This is a genomic window from Ewingella sp. AOP9-I1-14 (genome assembly GCF_052375995.1).
GTDB classification, from domain to species: Bacteria; Pseudomonadota; Gammaproteobacteria; order Enterobacterales; family Enterobacteriaceae; genus Ewingella; species Ewingella allii.
On the sequence record NZ_JBQSVA010000002.1, the window covers coordinates 1,011,837 to 1,027,989 of the forward strand.

19 protein-coding genes and 1 tRNA gene are annotated in these 16,153 nt (G+C 56.8%); 1 reads left to right on the forward strand and 19 read right to left on the reverse strand.

Going from position 1 to position 16,153, the window contains the following annotated elements; translation table 11 throughout:
* Positions 1-45: 45 nt before the first annotated feature.
* The 18 genes from dkgB to ACT3RT_RS09970 all read right to left on the reverse strand — a co-directional run bounded on the left by dkgB (position 46) and on the right by ACT3RT_RS09970 (position 15,205).
* The gene (gene dkgB, locus ACT3RT_RS09885; protein WP_353501124.1) at positions 46-849 is read right to left on the reverse strand and encodes a 2,5-didehydrogluconate reductase DkgB; all 804 of its coding nucleotides are present in this window, start codon (positions 847-849) and stop codon (positions 46-48) included.
* 129 nt (positions 850-978) lie between these two features.
* Positions 979-1,662 (reverse strand): 4'-phosphopantetheinyl transferase family protein, encoded by a 684-nt coding sequence (locus tag ACT3RT_RS09890; protein WP_496202902.1) that lies wholly within the window; start codon positions 1,660-1,662, stop codon positions 979-981.
* 2 nt (positions 1,663-1,664) lie between these two features.
* Positions 1,665-2,894 (reverse strand): beta-ketoacyl-ACP synthase, encoded by a 1,230-nt coding sequence (locus ACT3RT_RS09895; RefSeq protein ID WP_353501122.1) that lies wholly within the window; start codon positions 2,892-2,894, stop codon positions 1,665-1,667.
* The gene (locus ACT3RT_RS09900) at positions 2,891-3,622 is read right to left on the reverse strand and encodes a 3-ketoacyl-ACP reductase FabG2 (RefSeq protein ID WP_496202903.1); all 732 of its coding nucleotides are present in this window, start codon (positions 3,620-3,622) and stop codon (positions 2,891-2,893) included. Before ACT3RT_RS09900 ends, ACT3RT_RS09895 begins: the two co-directional genes overlap by 4 nt.
* Entirely contained in the window at positions 3,619-4,107 is a 489-nt protein-coding gene (locus tag ACT3RT_RS09905) for a hotdog family protein (RefSeq protein ID WP_485901914.1), read from the reverse strand. Before ACT3RT_RS09905 ends, ACT3RT_RS09900 begins: the two co-directional genes overlap by 4 nt.
* On the reverse strand, positions 4,104-5,276 hold the full coding sequence (locus tag ACT3RT_RS09910; protein WP_496202921.1) for a beta-ketoacyl-[acyl-carrier-protein] synthase family protein: 1,173 nt from the start codon (positions 5,274-5,276) through the stop codon (positions 4,104-4,106). Before ACT3RT_RS09910 ends, ACT3RT_RS09905 begins: the two co-directional genes overlap by 4 nt.
* A 1-nt stretch (position 5,277) precedes the next feature.
* Entirely contained in the window at positions 5,278-5,844 is a 567-nt protein-coding gene (locus tag ACT3RT_RS09915; RefSeq protein ID WP_496202904.1) for a DUF3261 domain-containing protein, read from the reverse strand.
* Positions 5,841-8,147: an MMPL family transporter gene (locus tag ACT3RT_RS09920; RefSeq protein ID WP_496202905.1), complete on the reverse strand. Its 2,307-nt coding sequence runs from the start codon at positions 8,145-8,147 to the stop codon at positions 5,841-5,843. The genes ACT3RT_RS09915 and ACT3RT_RS09920 overlap by 4 nt, the downstream gene beginning before the upstream one ends.
* The gene (locus ACT3RT_RS09925) at positions 8,137-8,742 is read right to left on the reverse strand and encodes an outer membrane lipoprotein carrier protein LolA (protein ID WP_496202906.1); all 606 of its coding nucleotides are present in this window, start codon (positions 8,740-8,742) and stop codon (positions 8,137-8,139) included. Before ACT3RT_RS09925 ends, ACT3RT_RS09920 begins: the two co-directional genes overlap by 11 nt.
* The gene (locus ACT3RT_RS09930) at positions 8,739-9,182 is read right to left on the reverse strand and encodes an acyl-CoA thioesterase (protein ID WP_496202907.1); all 444 of its coding nucleotides are present in this window, start codon (positions 9,180-9,182) and stop codon (positions 8,739-8,741) included. The genes ACT3RT_RS09925 and ACT3RT_RS09930 overlap by 4 nt, the downstream gene beginning before the upstream one ends.
* Position 9,183: 1 nt before the next feature.
* Positions 9,184-10,911: a glycosyltransferase family 2 protein gene (locus tag ACT3RT_RS09935; protein WP_496202908.1), complete on the reverse strand. Its 1,728-nt coding sequence runs from the start codon at positions 10,909-10,911 to the stop codon at positions 9,184-9,186.
* Entirely contained in the window at positions 10,902-11,243 is a 342-nt protein-coding gene (locus tag ACT3RT_RS09940) for an ApeI family dehydratase (protein WP_353501114.1), read from the reverse strand. Before ACT3RT_RS09940 ends, ACT3RT_RS09935 begins: the two co-directional genes overlap by 10 nt.
* On the reverse strand, positions 11,240-12,628 hold the full coding sequence (locus ACT3RT_RS09945) for an AMP-binding protein (RefSeq protein WP_496202909.1): 1,389 nt from the start codon (positions 12,626-12,628) through the stop codon (positions 11,240-11,242). The genes ACT3RT_RS09940 and ACT3RT_RS09945 overlap by 4 nt, the downstream gene beginning before the upstream one ends.
* Positions 12,595-13,212 carry a hypothetical protein gene (locus ACT3RT_RS09950; protein ID WP_496202910.1) on the reverse strand — a complete coding sequence of 206 codons (618 nt, stop codon included), beginning with the start codon at positions 13,210-13,212 and terminating at the stop codon, positions 12,595-12,597. Before ACT3RT_RS09950 ends, ACT3RT_RS09945 begins: the two co-directional genes overlap by 34 nt.
* Positions 13,166-13,420, reverse strand: coding sequence for an acyl carrier protein (locus tag ACT3RT_RS09955; protein WP_353501111.1), 255 nt, complete (start codon positions 13,418-13,420; stop codon positions 13,166-13,168). The genes ACT3RT_RS09950 and ACT3RT_RS09955 overlap by 47 nt, the downstream gene beginning before the upstream one ends.
* Positions 13,421-13,429: 9 nt before the next feature.
* Positions 13,430-13,687 carry a phosphopantetheine-binding protein gene (locus ACT3RT_RS09960; protein WP_353501110.1) on the reverse strand — a complete coding sequence of 86 codons (258 nt, stop codon included), beginning with the start codon at positions 13,685-13,687 and terminating at the stop codon, positions 13,430-13,432.
* Between the two features lie 25 nt (positions 13,688-13,712).
* Positions 13,713-14,492, reverse strand: coding sequence for a lysophospholipid acyltransferase family protein (locus ACT3RT_RS09965; protein WP_353501109.1), 780 nt, complete (start codon positions 14,490-14,492; stop codon positions 13,713-13,715).
* The gene (locus tag ACT3RT_RS09970) at positions 14,489-15,205 is read right to left on the reverse strand and encodes a beta-ketoacyl synthase chain length factor (RefSeq protein WP_485901931.1); all 717 of its coding nucleotides are present in this window, start codon (positions 15,203-15,205) and stop codon (positions 14,489-14,491) included. Before ACT3RT_RS09970 ends, ACT3RT_RS09965 begins: the two co-directional genes overlap by 4 nt.
* Before the next feature lie 276 nt (positions 15,206-15,481).
* Here ACT3RT_RS09970 and ACT3RT_RS09975 point away from each other — a divergent pair, with 276 nt between their 5' ends.
* Positions 15,482-15,862, forward strand: a complete 381-nt coding sequence (locus tag ACT3RT_RS09975; RefSeq protein ID WP_496202911.1) for a hypothetical protein — start codon at positions 15,482-15,484, stop codon at positions 15,860-15,862.
* A 186-nt stretch (positions 15,863-16,048) separates the two neighbouring features.
* Here ACT3RT_RS09975 and ACT3RT_RS09980 read toward each other — a convergent pair.
* Positions 16,049-16,125: transfer RNA gene (locus tag ACT3RT_RS09980), tRNA-Asp, on the reverse strand.
* Positions 16,126-16,153: the final 28 nt, after the last annotated feature.

Below are 16,153 nucleotides of genomic sequence, written 5' to 3' on the forward strand. Positions count from 1 at the left end.
ATGCCGAAGCATGGGTTTCCCAGACACTAAAACCGTTTTGAGGAATTAATCCCACTCAGGCGCCAGACCTTCCGGGCTAACCAGACGGCCATTGCGTTCCAGCTTGGCAATCTCAGCCATATCGGCATCAGTCAGTTTCAACTGTTGCGCCAGCAGGTTACTTGCCAAGTTTTCACGCTTGGTAGAAGAAGGAATGACCGCGTAACCCAGTTGCAGCGCCCATGCCAGCACCACTTGCGCAGGGGTCGCGTCGTGACGCGCCGCAATCGCGATAATGGTTTCGTCTTTCAGCGCGTCGCCGTAGGCCAGCGTCATGTAAGAGGTGATAGCAATGCCGTTTTTACGGGCAAATTCCACCACGGTCTGGTTCTGCAAGAACGGAGACAGTTCAATTTGGTTAGTGGCGATGGCTTCTGCGCCAACGGCGTCAATGGCTTCTTGCATCAGCGCTACGGTGAAGTTGGAGATACCAATCTCACGGGTCAGGCCCAGTTTCTTCGCTTCAACCAGCGCGTGCATGGTTTCTGCCACGCTTACCGCGTTGCCCGGAGACGGCCAGTGGATCAGCGTCAGGTCAACGTAGTCGGTTTTCAGCTTGGTCAGGCTCTCTTTCAGGCTGGCGATCACCTGCTCCGCGCCCAGATTTTCCACCCAAATCTTGGTGGTGATGTACAGGTCCTGACGCGCCACGCCGCTGTCGGCAATCGCTTCGCCCACGGCGGCTTCGTTGCCGTAGATTTGTGCGGTATCAACAGCACGATAGCCCAGTTCCAGCGCAGTAGAAACGGACGCTTTAACCACTTCATCTTTCAAACGGAATGTGCCAAGACCAAATGCAGGGATGCTCATATTTTTCTCTCTATCTTTCTGAATTTAAAGTAAGTCCGGCGAGCCGGTAAATCGTATGAGGGAGAGTATGAACTTCCGTTTCATGGATAAAAACGACAGCTTGGTCAGAAGACTTTTGATTTTAACGCATCAATCGGCGCGGGAGAAAGGTAGCCATGAAGGAGAACAAGGGGCAAGCTGGCCCGAAAGGCCTGCCGAGAAGGCGTCAATCTGCTCAATGGCTGGCGGCAGGGCCAGCGCGATGGCCGAATCAGCCTTCATCCAACTCATCAACCGGCCAGCCGCCGATGGCGCGGAAAACTGATGCCGCAAAGGGTCGATTGTCACCGATGCCATTTGCCACACGCTGCTACCCTGCTGCTTGAGCCAGGCTTCGCGTAAGGTCCAAAGCTGCCAGAAGGCCGCCGCCAGCTGTTCGCCCTGCTCTTGCAACCACTGGGTTTCTAAGTTGCTGAAAACCTCGCGGGCCAGCTCTGCCATCGATGCGCGTGGGCGCAGCGCCTCGATATCACACCCCACTTCGTCAGACGGGCACACCGCCACCAGCAGGTGCTGATGGCTATGGCTCAAAGAGAAGTGCGGAAGCGCGGGGTCGCAGAAAGCCGGTTTGCCATTGGCGCCGGGCTGAATGTCCGGCAATCTGCCACAGCCAAAATGGTCGCGCATCACCGTCGCCAGCAAGGCGCGCGCGCCCAGAAACGCCAGACGCCGCGCCTCTCCCATCCCAGCGGCCTGCTGTAGCACAGACTCTGGCAGCAGCTCCGGCGCGAACCGGCTGCTGAGAGAACCCGTGGCAATCAGGCAGCGGCTCATGTTTAAGGCCAGCGTTTGAAAATCAGCGAAGTGTTAATGCCGCCAAAGGCAAAGTTATTCGACTGAATAAACTCAGTTTGGATATATCGCGATTCGCCCATGATGTGATCCAAATCGCCGCACTCGGGGTCGGGATCAGTCAGGTTGATGGTCGGCACAAAGCGATCTTCGCGCATCATCTCCAGCGACATCCACGCTTCCAGCGATCCGCAGGCCCCCAGCGTGTGGCCGAAGTAGCTTTTCAGCGAAGAGATCGGCGTCTTATTGCCGAAGATCGCCGCCGTAGCCTGACTCTCAGCAATATCGCCGCGCTCGGTGGCCGTGCCGTGGGCGCTGATATAGCCGATGTCCGACGCCGCCAGTCCGGCCTGCTGCAATGCCTGTTGCATACAGATCTGCATGGTCTCTTTTTGCGGCTGGGTGATGTGAGACGCATCGCAGTTAGTGGCAAAGCCGATGATTTCTGCATAGATAGTCGCGCCACGGGCCAGCGCGTGATCCAGCGATTCCAGAATCAGCGTGCCCGCCCCTTCGCCAATCACCAGCCCGTCGCGCGCTTTGTCGAACGGACGCGGGGAGAGCCGTGGCGCGTCGTTTTGCTGGCTGGTAGCAAACAGCGTGTCGAACACCGCCGCCTCAGACGGGCAAAGCTCCTCCGCGCCGCCTGCCACCATCACCTTCTGGTAGCCGTGCTTAATGGCCTCATAGGCATAGCCAATGGCCTGACTGCCCGAGGTGCAGGCGCTGGAAGTTGGAATAACCCGCCCGCGCAGGCCGAAGAACAGCCCGGTATTCACCGCCGTGGTGTGCGGCATCATCTGCACATAGGTAGTACCGGTGATGTTATTGGTGTGCTTTTCGGTCAGCATGGTGGCGAACTCGCTCACCGGCTTGGTGCTGCCCGTTGAAGAGCCATAGGCAATGCCGGTGTCGCCATTGGTCAGCACCGGGTTGTCCAGCAGCCCGGCCTGCTCCAGCGCCAGCTCAGTGGCGCGGGTGGAAAGCAGCGACACGCGCCCCATCGAGCGAATGCGTTTGCGGGTATAGTGCGCGGGCAGAATAAAGTCATCGATTGGCGCGCCAAGATGGGTATTCAGCCCCTGATACTCCAGCCATTCGTCCATATGGCGCACGGCGTTTTGCCCCTGCTGCAAACGAGCAGAAACCTCGCTCCAGCTATTACCAAAGGCGGTCACGCCCTGCATGCCGGTTACCACCACGCGATGACTCATGCCATGCCTCCGTTAATGGAAATCACCTGGCGGGTCACGTAGGCCGCGATATCCGACATCAAATAGCTGGCCAGTCCGGCGACTTCCTCGGCGCTGCCCATGCGTTTCAGCGGGATCATGCTCATCGCCACGTCCATTGCCGCCGGTTCCATGTCGACGATGCCAGTTTCAATCAGGCCCGGCGCGATGCAGTTAACGGTGATTTTGCGTTTTGCCAGTTCGAGGGAGAGCGCCTTGCACGCGCCGATAATTCCCGCCTTGGCGGCGCTATAGTTCACCTGCCCACGGTTGCCAATCACGCCGGAAACCGAGGAGAGCGCAATAATGCGCCCGCCCTGCCGCAGGCCAATCATCGGCATCACGCACGGATGCAGCACGTTGTAGAAGCTGTCGAGATTGGTATGGATCACGCCGTCCCAATCTTCGTCAGTCAGCGCGGGGAAAGCGCCATCGCGGGTAATACCGGCATTATTGACCACGCCGTAATAGGCGCCGTGCGCGGCGATATCGGCTTCAATCACTTCCCGACACTGCTGGCGGTTGCTGACGTCAAAGCTGACAATTCTCCCTGCGCCGCCCGCCGCCAGCGCCTGTCGCAGCGTATCTTCCGCCCCGGCCCGGTCGCGATGGTAGTGGATCACCACCTGAAAACCGTCCCGCGCTAACTGGCCAGCAATCGCTTTGCCAATCCCCTTGCTCGCCCCAGTAATCAATACTGAACGACTCATTGCTGCATCCCCTGGGTTAATTTTATTATTTCATCCGCGTCGGGCTGATAAGTGTTCAGCCTCGCGTGCGCGATCTCTTGCTGTCCGTTTTCGCCGCCTGCCAGCGTAATGGCGCATTCAAAATTGGCGAGCTTTTCATCTCGCAACATCATTTCTACTCGAATATCTAACAGACTCTCAGCGGCGAACTCCGCCACGGCGCACTTCAAACCGCGCCCGCCGAGCAACAGGCCAAGCTTCGGCTCAGTGCCTTGCTGCTTGCCGTGCCAGCCGCTCCACACCCCCACCGTCTGCGCCATCAGCTCTATGGCAAACCACGCGGGTAATGTTCCCGTTGGGGTGAGAAACGGCGCCAGAATGCCGGTTTTCGACACCCTAACGCGGCAATGCGCGCTGACCTCGCCCACGTCGATCACCTCTTCAATCAGCACCATCGGCGCGGCGTGGGGCAGATAATCCTTGGCGGGCAAGTAGTGACGGCTCATGGCGCTCTCCCAATCAGAATGCAGGCATTGTTGCCACCAAAGGCAAATGAGTTGGACAAGATAACCGGGCGGGCAGCCCGCCGTTCTGCCAGCACTAAGTCGATTTCCGGCAGTGACGCATCGCGGGCCGCCACGGAGAAATCCTGCGCCGGCAAGGGCAAATCTTGATTGAGGATCAGCCAGCTCAGCGCCGCCTCGGTCGCCCCAGCGGCACCCAGCGTATGCCCGGTCAGATGCTTGCTGGAGCTGCAAGGCACGCGGTCGCCGAACAGGCGATGGGTCACGGCGGCTTCGGCCCGATCGTTCAGCGGCGTCGCCGTGCCGTGCAAATTGATGTAACCCACGTCGTCCGGCGTCATTCCGGCCTGCTGCAAGGCCATAAGCATTGCACGCTCTGCGCCCTCCCCCTCCGGGTGCGGCGCGGACATGTGCCAGGCGTCGGAAGACTCGCCAAAGCCCAGCAGGGCGATATCTGCCGGTTCACGGGTCAGCAGAATAAGCGCCGCCGCCTCGCCAATGTTAATACCGTCGCGCCCCTCGGCAAAGGGCGTACAGCGACCGTGGGACAAGGACTCAAGGCTATTAAAGCCGTTAATCGGCATGCGGCACAGGCTGTCCGCGCCGCCCACCAGCGCGACATCCGCCAGACCGGCGGCAATCAGCCGCTGGCCGCTAATGATCGCCCGCGCGCTGGAGGAGCAGGCGGTCGACAGCGTATAAGCTGGGCCTTCTGTGCCTAAATACTTCGCTAAAAACTGCGCCGGGTCGCCCAACGCCTGCTGCTGGTAGTGATAATCCGCAGGCAGTTCGCCGGTCTGTTGATGGTGGCTGACTGCCACTTCCCCTTCGGCAATGCCCGAGGTGCTGGTGCCCATGATCACCGCAATGCGCTGATGGCCGTACTTGGCTAACGCCTGGTGAACCGGCTGCTCAATCTGCGCCAGCGCGGCCAGCAGCAGCTGATTGTTGCGGCTGCGGTGTTCGACCAGCTCATCGGGCACCGGCGGCAAGTCGGCGGTCACCTGCCCCAGCCAGATCTGCCGTTTACTGGTCAAATACTGGCTGTCAGGCAACATGCCCGGCGCGCGGCCATGGGCGAGGTTATCGGCAATCTCATGCAGATTATTACCCAGCGCGTTCACCATCCCGACGGCAGAGAAGTAAATCATGTTAGTCATCCACGTTCTGAATGGTTATCTGGTAATGGAAAGCGCGCTGGGTGATGGACACCGGCTGGCGCTCTGCGCCGCGCTGCAAATAGTCGATGCGGGTAATTTCGTTACCCTTATTGTCTGCCAAAATCCGCCGCGCGCCCTGATCTTTCAGCGTCCAGCCCGCCGGTAGCAGCGGCTGCCAGCGGCTCACCGGCCAGTAGCAGAACATGATATCGGCCAGAACTTGATTAGCAGGAGGGAGTTGGGCGATTTTCATTGCCTGCTCGGTGTGGATCCCCTGCGCGTCGTAGGTGGCTTTAAATAGGCGGATGCCCAAAGGAGAAAGCCCGGCAATCTGTAGCGACTTGCCGTCGGCGCTCACCAGCACCAGCAAAGATTGCTGCTTGCCGTCAACCGTGGCGGTCAATAACTGCTGCTGATTGAAGGGCTTGGCAAACTCCGGCGTCGGCAGAGCTACCCGCACGCCGGGTTTCAGCCACGCATGCGCGGTTTCATCCAGTTTGGGCTGCGAGGCACAGGCACTGAGCAACAGCACCATCAAGGCCGTTAGCATTCGGCTCATTTTTTTCTTCCTCTTTTTTTGACCGGCAGGGTGAGCGGCGACAGCAGAAAGGCGGTCAAAATGCCGCAGCTCAACACAATGCCAAAACTGCTGATCGCCTGAGTCGAGCTGAACACCAGCATGCCGAAAGTCAGCAGCGTAGTAACCACCGCCATAAAGATGGCGAACATGGAGGTGGTCGGCGTGCCGCGCGGATTGGTAAAGAACAGCGTGTAGTTGATGCCAATGCCGAGCACCAGCACCAAGGCCAGCAGTGAGAACAGGTTCAGGCTATGGCCGCTGTAGCCCAGCGCCGCGACGCCCATCGCCAGAGACAGCAAAGTCGGCACCAGGCAGATCAGGCCGTGCGGCAGGCGATAGCGCCACAGATAGATGGCGGCGATGAACAGCACCGCCAGCCCCAGCAGATAAGAGAGGTAGACGCGATACTCGGAGAACAGCTGGCTGAACTCGGTTTTGCGATCCACCCAGCCGGTTCCGGCAAACTCTTTCGCCAACTGAGCCATGGCCGCGCCGTTATGCACGCCGTTGACCGGCACCAGCGTGGCGCTGCGCCCGTCGGGCAGTGACAGCCACAACAGCCGCCAGCCCTGGCTGACCACGCTGTCCAGCCACGCCTGCGGCGTGACAAACCGATCGCTGAGATCCGCCGCCGGTACGGCGATCCCCGCCTGCTGTAATTGGGTTACTATCTGCGGAGCCTGACGGCGCAGTAGATCCAAATCCTGCTGTTGCTGATGCAGCGAAGGCAGACCAATGGCGCGATAGCCGTCGATCCAGCCCTGCGCTTTGGCTTTTGCCAATGCCGGGCGCAGCTTCTCCAGCCGCTGTAAAGCCTGCTCGGCGTTTTCACCGTAAACCACCAGCCATTTCTGATCGTTAGTTTGCCCAGTCAGCGCCGCCATCTGCTGCTCCTGCTGTTGCAGGTCGGCGGGCAAGGCTTGCAGGTCGGCAATGTCATCATTGATATGCAGACGCGCTAATCCCCCCAGCGCCAGCGCGGCACACAGCAGCGGTAGCCCAATGCGAATAGCTTTACGGCTGCGCCAGGCGTGCAGCCAGCGCAGGATCACCCCCAGCCCCGGCGTGGTGCCGACCGGCAGATTGCGCGATAAATAGGGGTACCAGCACATGACGGTAATGCAGGCGGCGCTCAGGCCAGCGGCGGCAAACACTGCCAACTGCTGCAAACCGGGGAATGGCGCGATCAGCAGCATCAGATAGGCCGCCACCGTGGTGAGCAAGGCGGCAGAGAGTGCCGGGAAGAGCTTTTTCAGGCTCTCCAGCGGCGAATTCTCCGCGCCGTGCACTCGCCGCTCGGTGAGGAAATAGAGCGTGTAGTCGGCCGAGATGCCGACAATGCTGGCACTCAGCACCAGCGTCATGATATGGATTTCGCCGAACACCCACAGAGTCACCACCGTGCCGCTTAGCGCGCCAATGGCGATCGACAGCAGGCTGAGCAGCATCGGCAGGATCGAACGGAACATCAGCAGGATCAGCGCGAAGACGCCAATCACCGAGGCCAGCCCAATGGTGGAAATATCACGCTCAGCCTGATGGCTGGCGTAATCGCTATAGAACACCGTGCCGCGCTCCAGCACTTTGGCACCCGGCCACTGCTGCTCGAACGCCTGCTTTTGCGCCTCCAGCGCGGCGACCACCTGCCTGCCGCTGGTGATGTCATAGGAAGAAGCTTTCAACTCGCCGTGCAACAGATACCAGCGGCGGCCCTGTTTGTCGGTGGCCACCAGCCAGCCGTCGTCGAGGCTCATGCCCGCGCTGTTCTGCTGCTGCGCCATTTGCGAAGCGCGCACCAACAGCAGTGGGTCGTGATTCAGCTCTTTGCCACTGACTCCGGCAAAAGCGGAATAGACTTGCCCCAAAATCCACTGGCTCTGGGCCTGCGCGCCAGAGGTCAGCCGCTGGCGCGTGGCGTCGTCCAGCATGGCGTTGCGATGGGCGTAGAAAAACACGCCCCAGGCTTGCTGCTGCTCGGCACTCATCGGCCCCTGCACCTCGCCCAGCGCGGGCAGTTGACGCAGGCGCGCCAGCCAGTCATCCAACGGCGCGGTTCCGGCCGTCTGCGGCGGGCTGACCAGCCACACCAGCTGCCGGTCCAGCCGCTGGCTAAAGCCGCGAGATAACGCATCCGGCACGCCCGCTAGCTGCTGCTTGGGCAGCAGTGCCAGCACGCTGCTGTTAATCTGGCTGCGCGGCAGAATAACCACCAGCGCGGCCACCAGCAGCAGGCAAATCAGCAGCCAGCCCTGCGCCAGCCTGCGGTGAAGGTTAGGCGCCAAAGTGGGCCTGCTCCGCCGTGGTCAGCGTCGCCGGTTGGGTTTGCTGATTGAAGAAGCGAATGCGGGTGACATCGCCCTGCATGTCATTGATTTCTATATTATCCAGAAAGGCGCTGCCCTCCAGATGCAGGTTGCGGAACAGGCGATTGAGCGGCGTGGTGGTAGGCGTCAGGGTCAACTGCCAAGCGCCCTGCCCTTTATCGCTAAAATCAAGTTTAAAGTTCTGCTGTAAAGCCTGCCGGTCAGCGTGGAACAGGGCGGTCAGCAGCGAGTTAAACTGGAACATCTGCGGGTTGTTGTCCGCCGTTACCACCTGCGGCGGCTGGCCCTGCATGGTCTGCACCATGCGGCTTTCGGTTAGCAGCAGCGTCAGGCTGAAAGGCTTCTCTTGCTGCCACCACAGGCCATTTTTCTGCGCAATCAATAGGTTGCCGCTGGACTTTAGCGGCTGGCTCATGCCGCTAATGTTGCGCTGCTGCTCAAACTGGGCGCGCAGCACCGGCTGCTGGATAAAACGCTGCTGCAACTCGTCGAGGGTCACGGCGTGGGAGGCCAGACTGAACAAGCTCAGGCAAAAAAGCAGTATAGTTTTCACAGCGCGATCCCCGTTTTGTCGAACAGAACCTGTGGCGAGACGAAACACATCTCGTTGGTTTCGGCTTCTACCGCCACCTGAATGGTGTAGCCGGTGGTGGTGCGTTTGCCGGTGGCGCAGTCAAAAATCTGGTAGCCAATGCGCAGGCGGTTTTCAATCTCTTCCAGCTGAGCATGCACCTCAACGCGCTGTTCAAACAGCAGCGGCGCAATGTACTTCACCCGCGTGTCGACAATCGGCCACACATAGCCCGAAGCCTGCATCTGCCGGTAGCCATAATCAAACTGCTTCAGCAGCTGCTCGCGAGCGATTTCGAGATAGCGAAAATAGTTGCCGTGCCACACTACGCCCATGGCATCAGCATCATGGAAAGGAATGGATATCTCTACGCGGGTGCTAAAACGCGGGTCGTCAAAGCGCGGATCGAGTTTCGAAGGCATATCAGTCTGGGTCCCGTTGTGCAGCATCCACCTGCGGCGGCTGCCAAAAATCAAAAAAGTTAAACCAGTCGTGCGGCGCCAGCAGGCAATAGTGCTCCAGCCGCTGCGCGTAGTGATCCACTGCCGCCTGAAGGCTCTGCTGGCGCTCATTGCGCGGCAGTAAGAGAGGGTCGGCAAAGGCTTCAAAATAGATATGTAGCTGCTGGTTCTGCTTCAGGCCGAACATCAGGAACACCGGCACTTTCAGGGCGGAAGCCAGAATAAACGGCCCCTGCGGGAAAGTGGCGAGTTCGCCAAGAAAACGGCTGCGCACCACGCGCTGCGCTTCACCGCGAGCATGCTGCCCGGCGGAGGTTCGGTCGCCGACGATAGCCACCCATTCTCCCGCTTCCAGCTTGCTTTTCAGCATCACGGCGGTATCCGGGCCAAGGGTCGAGACTTGGATCAGATTGATATTGGCCTGCGGATTGACCTCTTTCATGATCTGATTAAAACGCTCGGCGTGCTGAGTAAACACCAGCGCGTTGATCTTCACATTGTGATTCAGTTCGCCCAGCGCGCGGCAGGATTCAATGTCGCCAAGGTGGGAGGCGAGGATCAGCGTCCCGCGCCCGCTGGCGATCTGCGCTTCGCAAAGTTCACGATTAACCATCACGGCGTTGCGACCGAGCACGGTATCGCCGCGCCAGCTGGCAAGCTTGTTGAGCATAGCGTCGCCGAAACGCAGAAAATGGCGGAAGCTGCTCAGTTGATAAGGCAAGCGGTGCTGATGCAGCTCGGCATAGCGCGCCACGCGGCGCAAGTAGTGTTGTGAGGCCTGACGCTGGGTTCGCCCGGTCAGCCAGAAATAGCCAATCACCGGATAGAGCAGCAGCTCAAAGGCTCTGCGCCCCAGCAGCTGATAGACCTTGAGCATCAGCCGGATGCCCCACAGCCCTTGCCGCTCGGGGGTTTGCGACCAGTGTGAGTTAGCAGTCACTTTACGCTGCATTCGAAGTAGCCGGGGGATGCGCGGCAACATGCCGAAGAACAGGCGGGTGTGCATCCACGAAATGCGCAGGTTGTCTTTCAGGGCGTCAAAGTGCGAAAGGCCGTCCTGCGGATAAGTCACGCGGGTGGGGAGGAAACGGCTGCGCGTCCCCTGCCAGTAGAGCCGAACCATGATTTCGGTGTCGAAATCCATTCGCTCGCCCAGCCGATGGCGCTGCATTAGCTCAAGACAAGGGGCCAGCGGGTAAACGCGAAAGCCGCACATGCTGTCTTTCAGCGACAGCGACAGCGTTTCAATCCATACCCAAACATGGGTGACATAGCGGCCGTATAGACGGGATTTCGGCACCGACTCATCATAGATTGGCTGGCCGGAGATAAGCGTATCCGGGTATTTTTGCGCCTCGGCGAGCATCGTTGGGAGATCCTCCAACTGGTGCTGCCCGTCGGCATCCACCTGTACCGCGTGGGTGTAATTCAAAGCTGAAGCCTGTTTTAACGCCGCGATGACCGCCGCCCCCTTGCCCTGATTCTCAGTCAGGCGCGTTAGTGAAACCTGAGGCAGCTCGGCGGATAAACGCCGTAACTCCAGCGCCGTGGCGGGTTCGCTGCCGTCATCAATGATAAGACAAGGCAGGTTGAATTTCTCCAGACGCGCCAACACGCCCGCCATCATCGGGCCATGATTGAAACAGGGAATAATGATGCAGGGGCGGAAATCGGCGGCGGTTAAGGACATAAAATCACTTTCCCGCTGCTCGCCGCCTGCTGTGCAGCCTGATAGCTAAACGCCAGACGCTGCTTCTCTTTCAACCATTCGATGCGCAGCTCAACCTGTTCGTTAGGAAATAGCGGCTTCTGGAATTTGAGTACTTCCATGCCGCCAAAGGTTCCCATCTGCGGGAAATCTTGGCGGGCAAAGGCCATCACCCAGTTCACCTGCGCGACGCCGGGCAGAATCGACAACTCGGGAAAATGACCTTCGAACCACAGCAGCTCAGGCTGTAGGCGCAGAGTGAGGGTCAGGACATCTGCCTCGCGTTGAGAGTGAAGCACCTCTGGCATCATCATAAAAACATTTCCTGTATTTCCGCATAGGCCCGTTTTCCTTGGGCATTGAGCGGGATGGAAGGCGCGATTCGCCAAAGCCGTGGAATGGCGACCGGGGAAAGCCAAGCGCGCAGTTGCTGATGCAGCGCAGCCTGAAATGCGGCCAGCCCCAAGCTGCCTAATTGCTGCTGCCCGGCTGAACTCAGCACAATCAGCGCCGCGACGTGATCCCGCCCGCGCTTCTGGAACACCAGCACGCTGGCATCTGACAGCCACTCCAGCCCCTGCAAACGTAGCTCTACTTCAGTCAGCGAAATACGCTGCTCGGCAATCTTAATCACCCGATCCTGACGATCGCCAAGGTGAAACTGGCGCGGATCGGCCAGCAGCTTAATATTATCGTTCAGCCGCACGCCTTTGGGCTGCGGGATCAATGCCGATAGTGCCGAATGGCCGCCCTCATCATGGCCAACCAGAGTGACGCCGGCAAATAGCTCCCACGGCGAATTGGGCACCTGTTGCTGGCGCTGGGCGAGAATGCCGGTTTCCGTGGTGCCGTAAATCTCTGTCGGCAGCACGCCGCATTGGCTCAGAGCGCGCTGGGCGGCGTCATAACTCAGTGGGCCACCCGCAGAGAATACCTGCCGGCAGTGGGTAGCAGGCAGCGCGGGGTCAAGCCTTTGCAAGAAGGCCGGGCTGGCAATCAGCACCAGATCGCCGCCATGGGCCAACTCAATCAGCTGCTCGTGGTATTCGATTCGGCTAGCGTAAATCGGCAACCCCAGCGACAGAGGCAGAATCAGACTGAATGTCAGCCCGTACATATGGTGATGCGCCACCGTGGCGGCCAGTCGAGCGTTAGCCGGGAATTCTTGCCAGCACTGAGCCAGCCACTCAGCTTCTTGCTCAAGGCTGGCAAGGGTTTTCACCACTTTTTGCGGCGTTCCCGTCGAGCCTGAGGTGAAAAGCACCACCGACAGCCCCTCCTGCCACGGCGGCAGAGCGAGTGGTTCAGGCAATGGTGGCGGTTGAGAGTCGAAAGGAAAGTATAGCGTCGGGCAATTCAGCTCGAGGGGCTGGTCAGTAAGCAGTGCGTCGAACTCAGGCTGCATCTCGCGCAGCACCGCCTGACGACAATGGCCGGGTAAAATCGGCGTTCGCCCGCAGTAGAGCACAGCCAGCAGAGCGGCGGTAAAGGCGTAAGGGCTATCAAAGCAGAGCGCCCATCTTGCCGCCGTCGTGGTGCTGATTTGATTGACGAGATGAAGCACATCAAGCCGCAAATCTTTTACCTGCCATTCGCGGCTTTTGGACCAGGCCACCCGTTGGTCATCTGGCCGCTCTGCTGACAGCCAGCCTGATATTGGCAAAGTTAGTCGCGCCGCACCCTTTTTCTGACTATCCATTCAACACTCATCAATAAGCCAATCAGCAGATAACTTAACCCGCCGTTGTAAAACGTCCATAGCGCAAGGTCCCCGCGCAAACAGGTATAAAGCGCGAATGCACCGTTAAAAATAAAAAACACACACCAAGTCTGGGTGACTTTTCGCGTATAAGCGATGCTCCTTGGCGGTAAATCCGGCTCACTCAAACGAGCAAGTCGTTCGATAATTGTTGGCGTATAAAACAGAGAGGAGAAAAACAATATAAACAGTAATGCATTCACCGCGACCGGGTAGTAGAGCAGCATCTGACTCTTATTCAGCACCCAGCTCGAAAGCGCCAGCAGGATGCCCACCGCCGCAATTGCTTTGCCCAAAAACGCCAGCTGGCTCAGTTTCCCGCGAAAAGTGATCAGCCGCAGAATAAAAACCACGATTAAAATAGGGGCCAGAACTGCTATGCCTGCGTGCTTAATCCCCAACCAAACGGCAAAGGGATAAGCCAAAATGACTAGCGGCAACAGCCACTGGCTGGCTCGAATCAGTCGCGACACTCTCTTACTGCGGTTCTGATTCGAGCAGTTGGCCGATGGCGTCAACCACATCCTGGACGGTGCGCACCGACTTAAACATCTCAGGTTTGATTTTTCGACCCGTGGTTTTCTGCAAATGCACGATGAGATCGACCGCATCGATGCTGTCCAAATCCAGATCTTCATACAGTCTTGATTCTGGCTTGATATCATCTTCATCAAGCTCGAACAGTTTCACCAGCAGTACTCTAATTTCTTGATAAATCTCTTGCTTCTGCATACGTCTCTCTCAACCACGCTGTTCAGAAATAAATTTAGCGAGGGTCTCTACCGAATAAAAATGCGCGCGCATTTCCTGACTCTCTGCAGAGAGAACCAATCCATACTTATTCTTTAAAGCTAACCCAAGTTCTAAAGCATCAATGGAGTCCAGTCCCAGACCGTCACCAAACAGCGGCGAAGCGGTGTCGATCTCCTCAGGGGTCATCCCCTCGAGATTCAATGTCTCAATAATGAGGAGTTTGATTTCGTTACTTAAAGGAACCATGACTTATTTCTCGTTATTTTAATGACTACCGCGTCAACTCTGACCGTAAATGGTGCGTCAAACGTCTCGCTGCCAAAGCAGGAGAAAGGTCGTGTTCATCAATGAACTTATCGGCACTGAACTTGTTTTCTACAGAAATAATGAACTGCGGTTTAGTCGGCGGAATGTTATACCATTTGCCCTGTTTGGTCAGCATGGGCGGGGTACAGGAGATACGCACCACCCTGATATCACAATGTGCTCTGAGCGCGATATTGGCGGCGCCTCGCTGCAACGCCATCGGCTTCCCGACAACGGTTCGCGTCCCTTCCGGGAACACCAACAGCGTGCCCCCCATCTTTAAACGCGCTTCGCAGGCTAACATCAACTCCTCCGAACCGGCATTAACCAGATAGCCAGCTGCGCGGATCACGCCGCGAACAAACGGATTACTCAACAAAGCCTGTTTCACAATGCAATCACAGCGCGGCATGCAGGACGCAAGGAACACGTAATCAAGCAGGCTGGGGTGATTAGCAACCACTAGGCATCCGGCGTCCTGCTCAAACTTCTCAATGCCGATAAAGCGATAGTCCAACACGCCAACGCCACGCAGCGCGCTCAAGAAGAAGCGGAAGCTGTAGCGGATGCTCTGCAGCGTCAGGCGATGCAATTTCTCAGGCTGGCGGATAAATAGCCGCAACAGACTAAACCAGATTAGGGAGAGTGCTAATCCGCCAATTCCGAAAATGCCAAAAAAGAAGCCGGTGGCTGTCCAGCGCCAAACGCGATTTAGCCAATGTGCTTTCTGATAAGTTTCATTCACGAGCGGCGCTTCCAAGCCCAGCGATGAGCGCCCGCGTTAACCCAAAATTCGTTCTGATCGCGCAGCCAATAGCGTAAAAACTGCAAACTTTGCGGCAGTGCCTCATCTCCATTGTCACTCCCCTGCCATTGGCAACTGAAAGCATCCCCCTTTGCCAGCAATAGCGCCACGGCGTAAGGATAGAAAGGCTCTCCACTTGGCGGTGAGTAGAGGTCAGGAACCAGACCGTCAAAATCAATAAGCAGCACGCGCTCCATACCGGTAAGTAGCATGGCCTGTGCTTCTAACATCCCCTGTTGGAAGCTATCTAGCCCGGCAGCCAGAGAAGTGATAGGTAAGGCTTTTTTACTAATAATGGTCAACCAACCTGCCGCCGTATTATGAACCGAGGTGGAGAAATCGGTTGGCGATACCTCCCCTTCTCGCGACAGGGTTTGCAGAATTTTAAATGTTTTCTCCAATTCACCGTGCTGGCTGGTGAAAATTGCAGCATCTACCTGATGAGTTTCGAGTAGTGTTAGACCCGCCTCAACGGCTGCGCGGCTCGGTGGACTCATCCGTCGCTCAGACATCATGGGGATCAGCGGGCTTTTCTCTAAAGTTTGAGTAAAACCTGGTGCAGACTCATGCGATGCCCATTGATTCCACTGCTGTTTAGAGCGTAGACCAGGCGCAACTGCCTGCCAGTCCAGGATATCTAATGAGTATTTCATACACTTCTGCATCTCAACATTTCGGAGGTCGGAACTTTATTATATAACCTGACAAGTTTCATCTGTAAATTAGCACAATAGGTCAAAACAGCTGAAATACCGGAATAAGCCGAAAAGGTTGAATGATTGTTTAAGGTTGTTAACTTTAGCCAAACGAAAATGGTAATGAGCTGTTTTAATTATTCTCATTAACTATTTAGTATTAGTAGGTATCGGCCAACACAGCAAAAAAATTAACTCTCAAGAGAGTTTCTAATAATTTAACGAGAATAAATTATGAAATATTCTAATACAATTTTAGCGTCGGTTGTCGTCGCGTGTTTGCTCAGCGGCTGCTCACCCCTTACGCCAATTCATAACGTAAGAGAAACTATTGCTCTGCAACACTCTCTGGAGCAGGTGCGCAAGGCGATTCTCATCGCAGGCGCACAGCGCGGCTGGTCAATGACCCCAGTGCAGGATGGCGTTATTGATGCAAAATTGGCTAAACGTGATTTCAGCACTCATATAAAAATCAATTACTCATCAACGCAATATAGTATTCAATATGTGGATAGCACTAACTTAAATGCTAAAAATGGCATGATCCACAATAATTATAATCGCTGGATTGCCAATCTCGATAAAGACATCAAGATCCAGTTAGCGGTTCAATAAAATCAATAAACCTAAAGTATTCATAAGTAGATATTCTATATAGGGTATCTACTTTTTATTGTTTGAAGGTAACCTGAAGCGATATTTAATGCGGAATTTGGAGAATTAGATTAATTAAACATGGATAGTTGTAAGAATCTAAATGCAAAAAACCCTGAATCTTTCGATTCAGGGTTATGCAATAAGTGGCGGAACGGACGGGGCTCGAACCCGCGACCCCCTGCGTGACAGGCAGGTATTCTAACCAACTGAACTACCGCTCCACCGGTTCTTTCACCTACGCCAGAAATC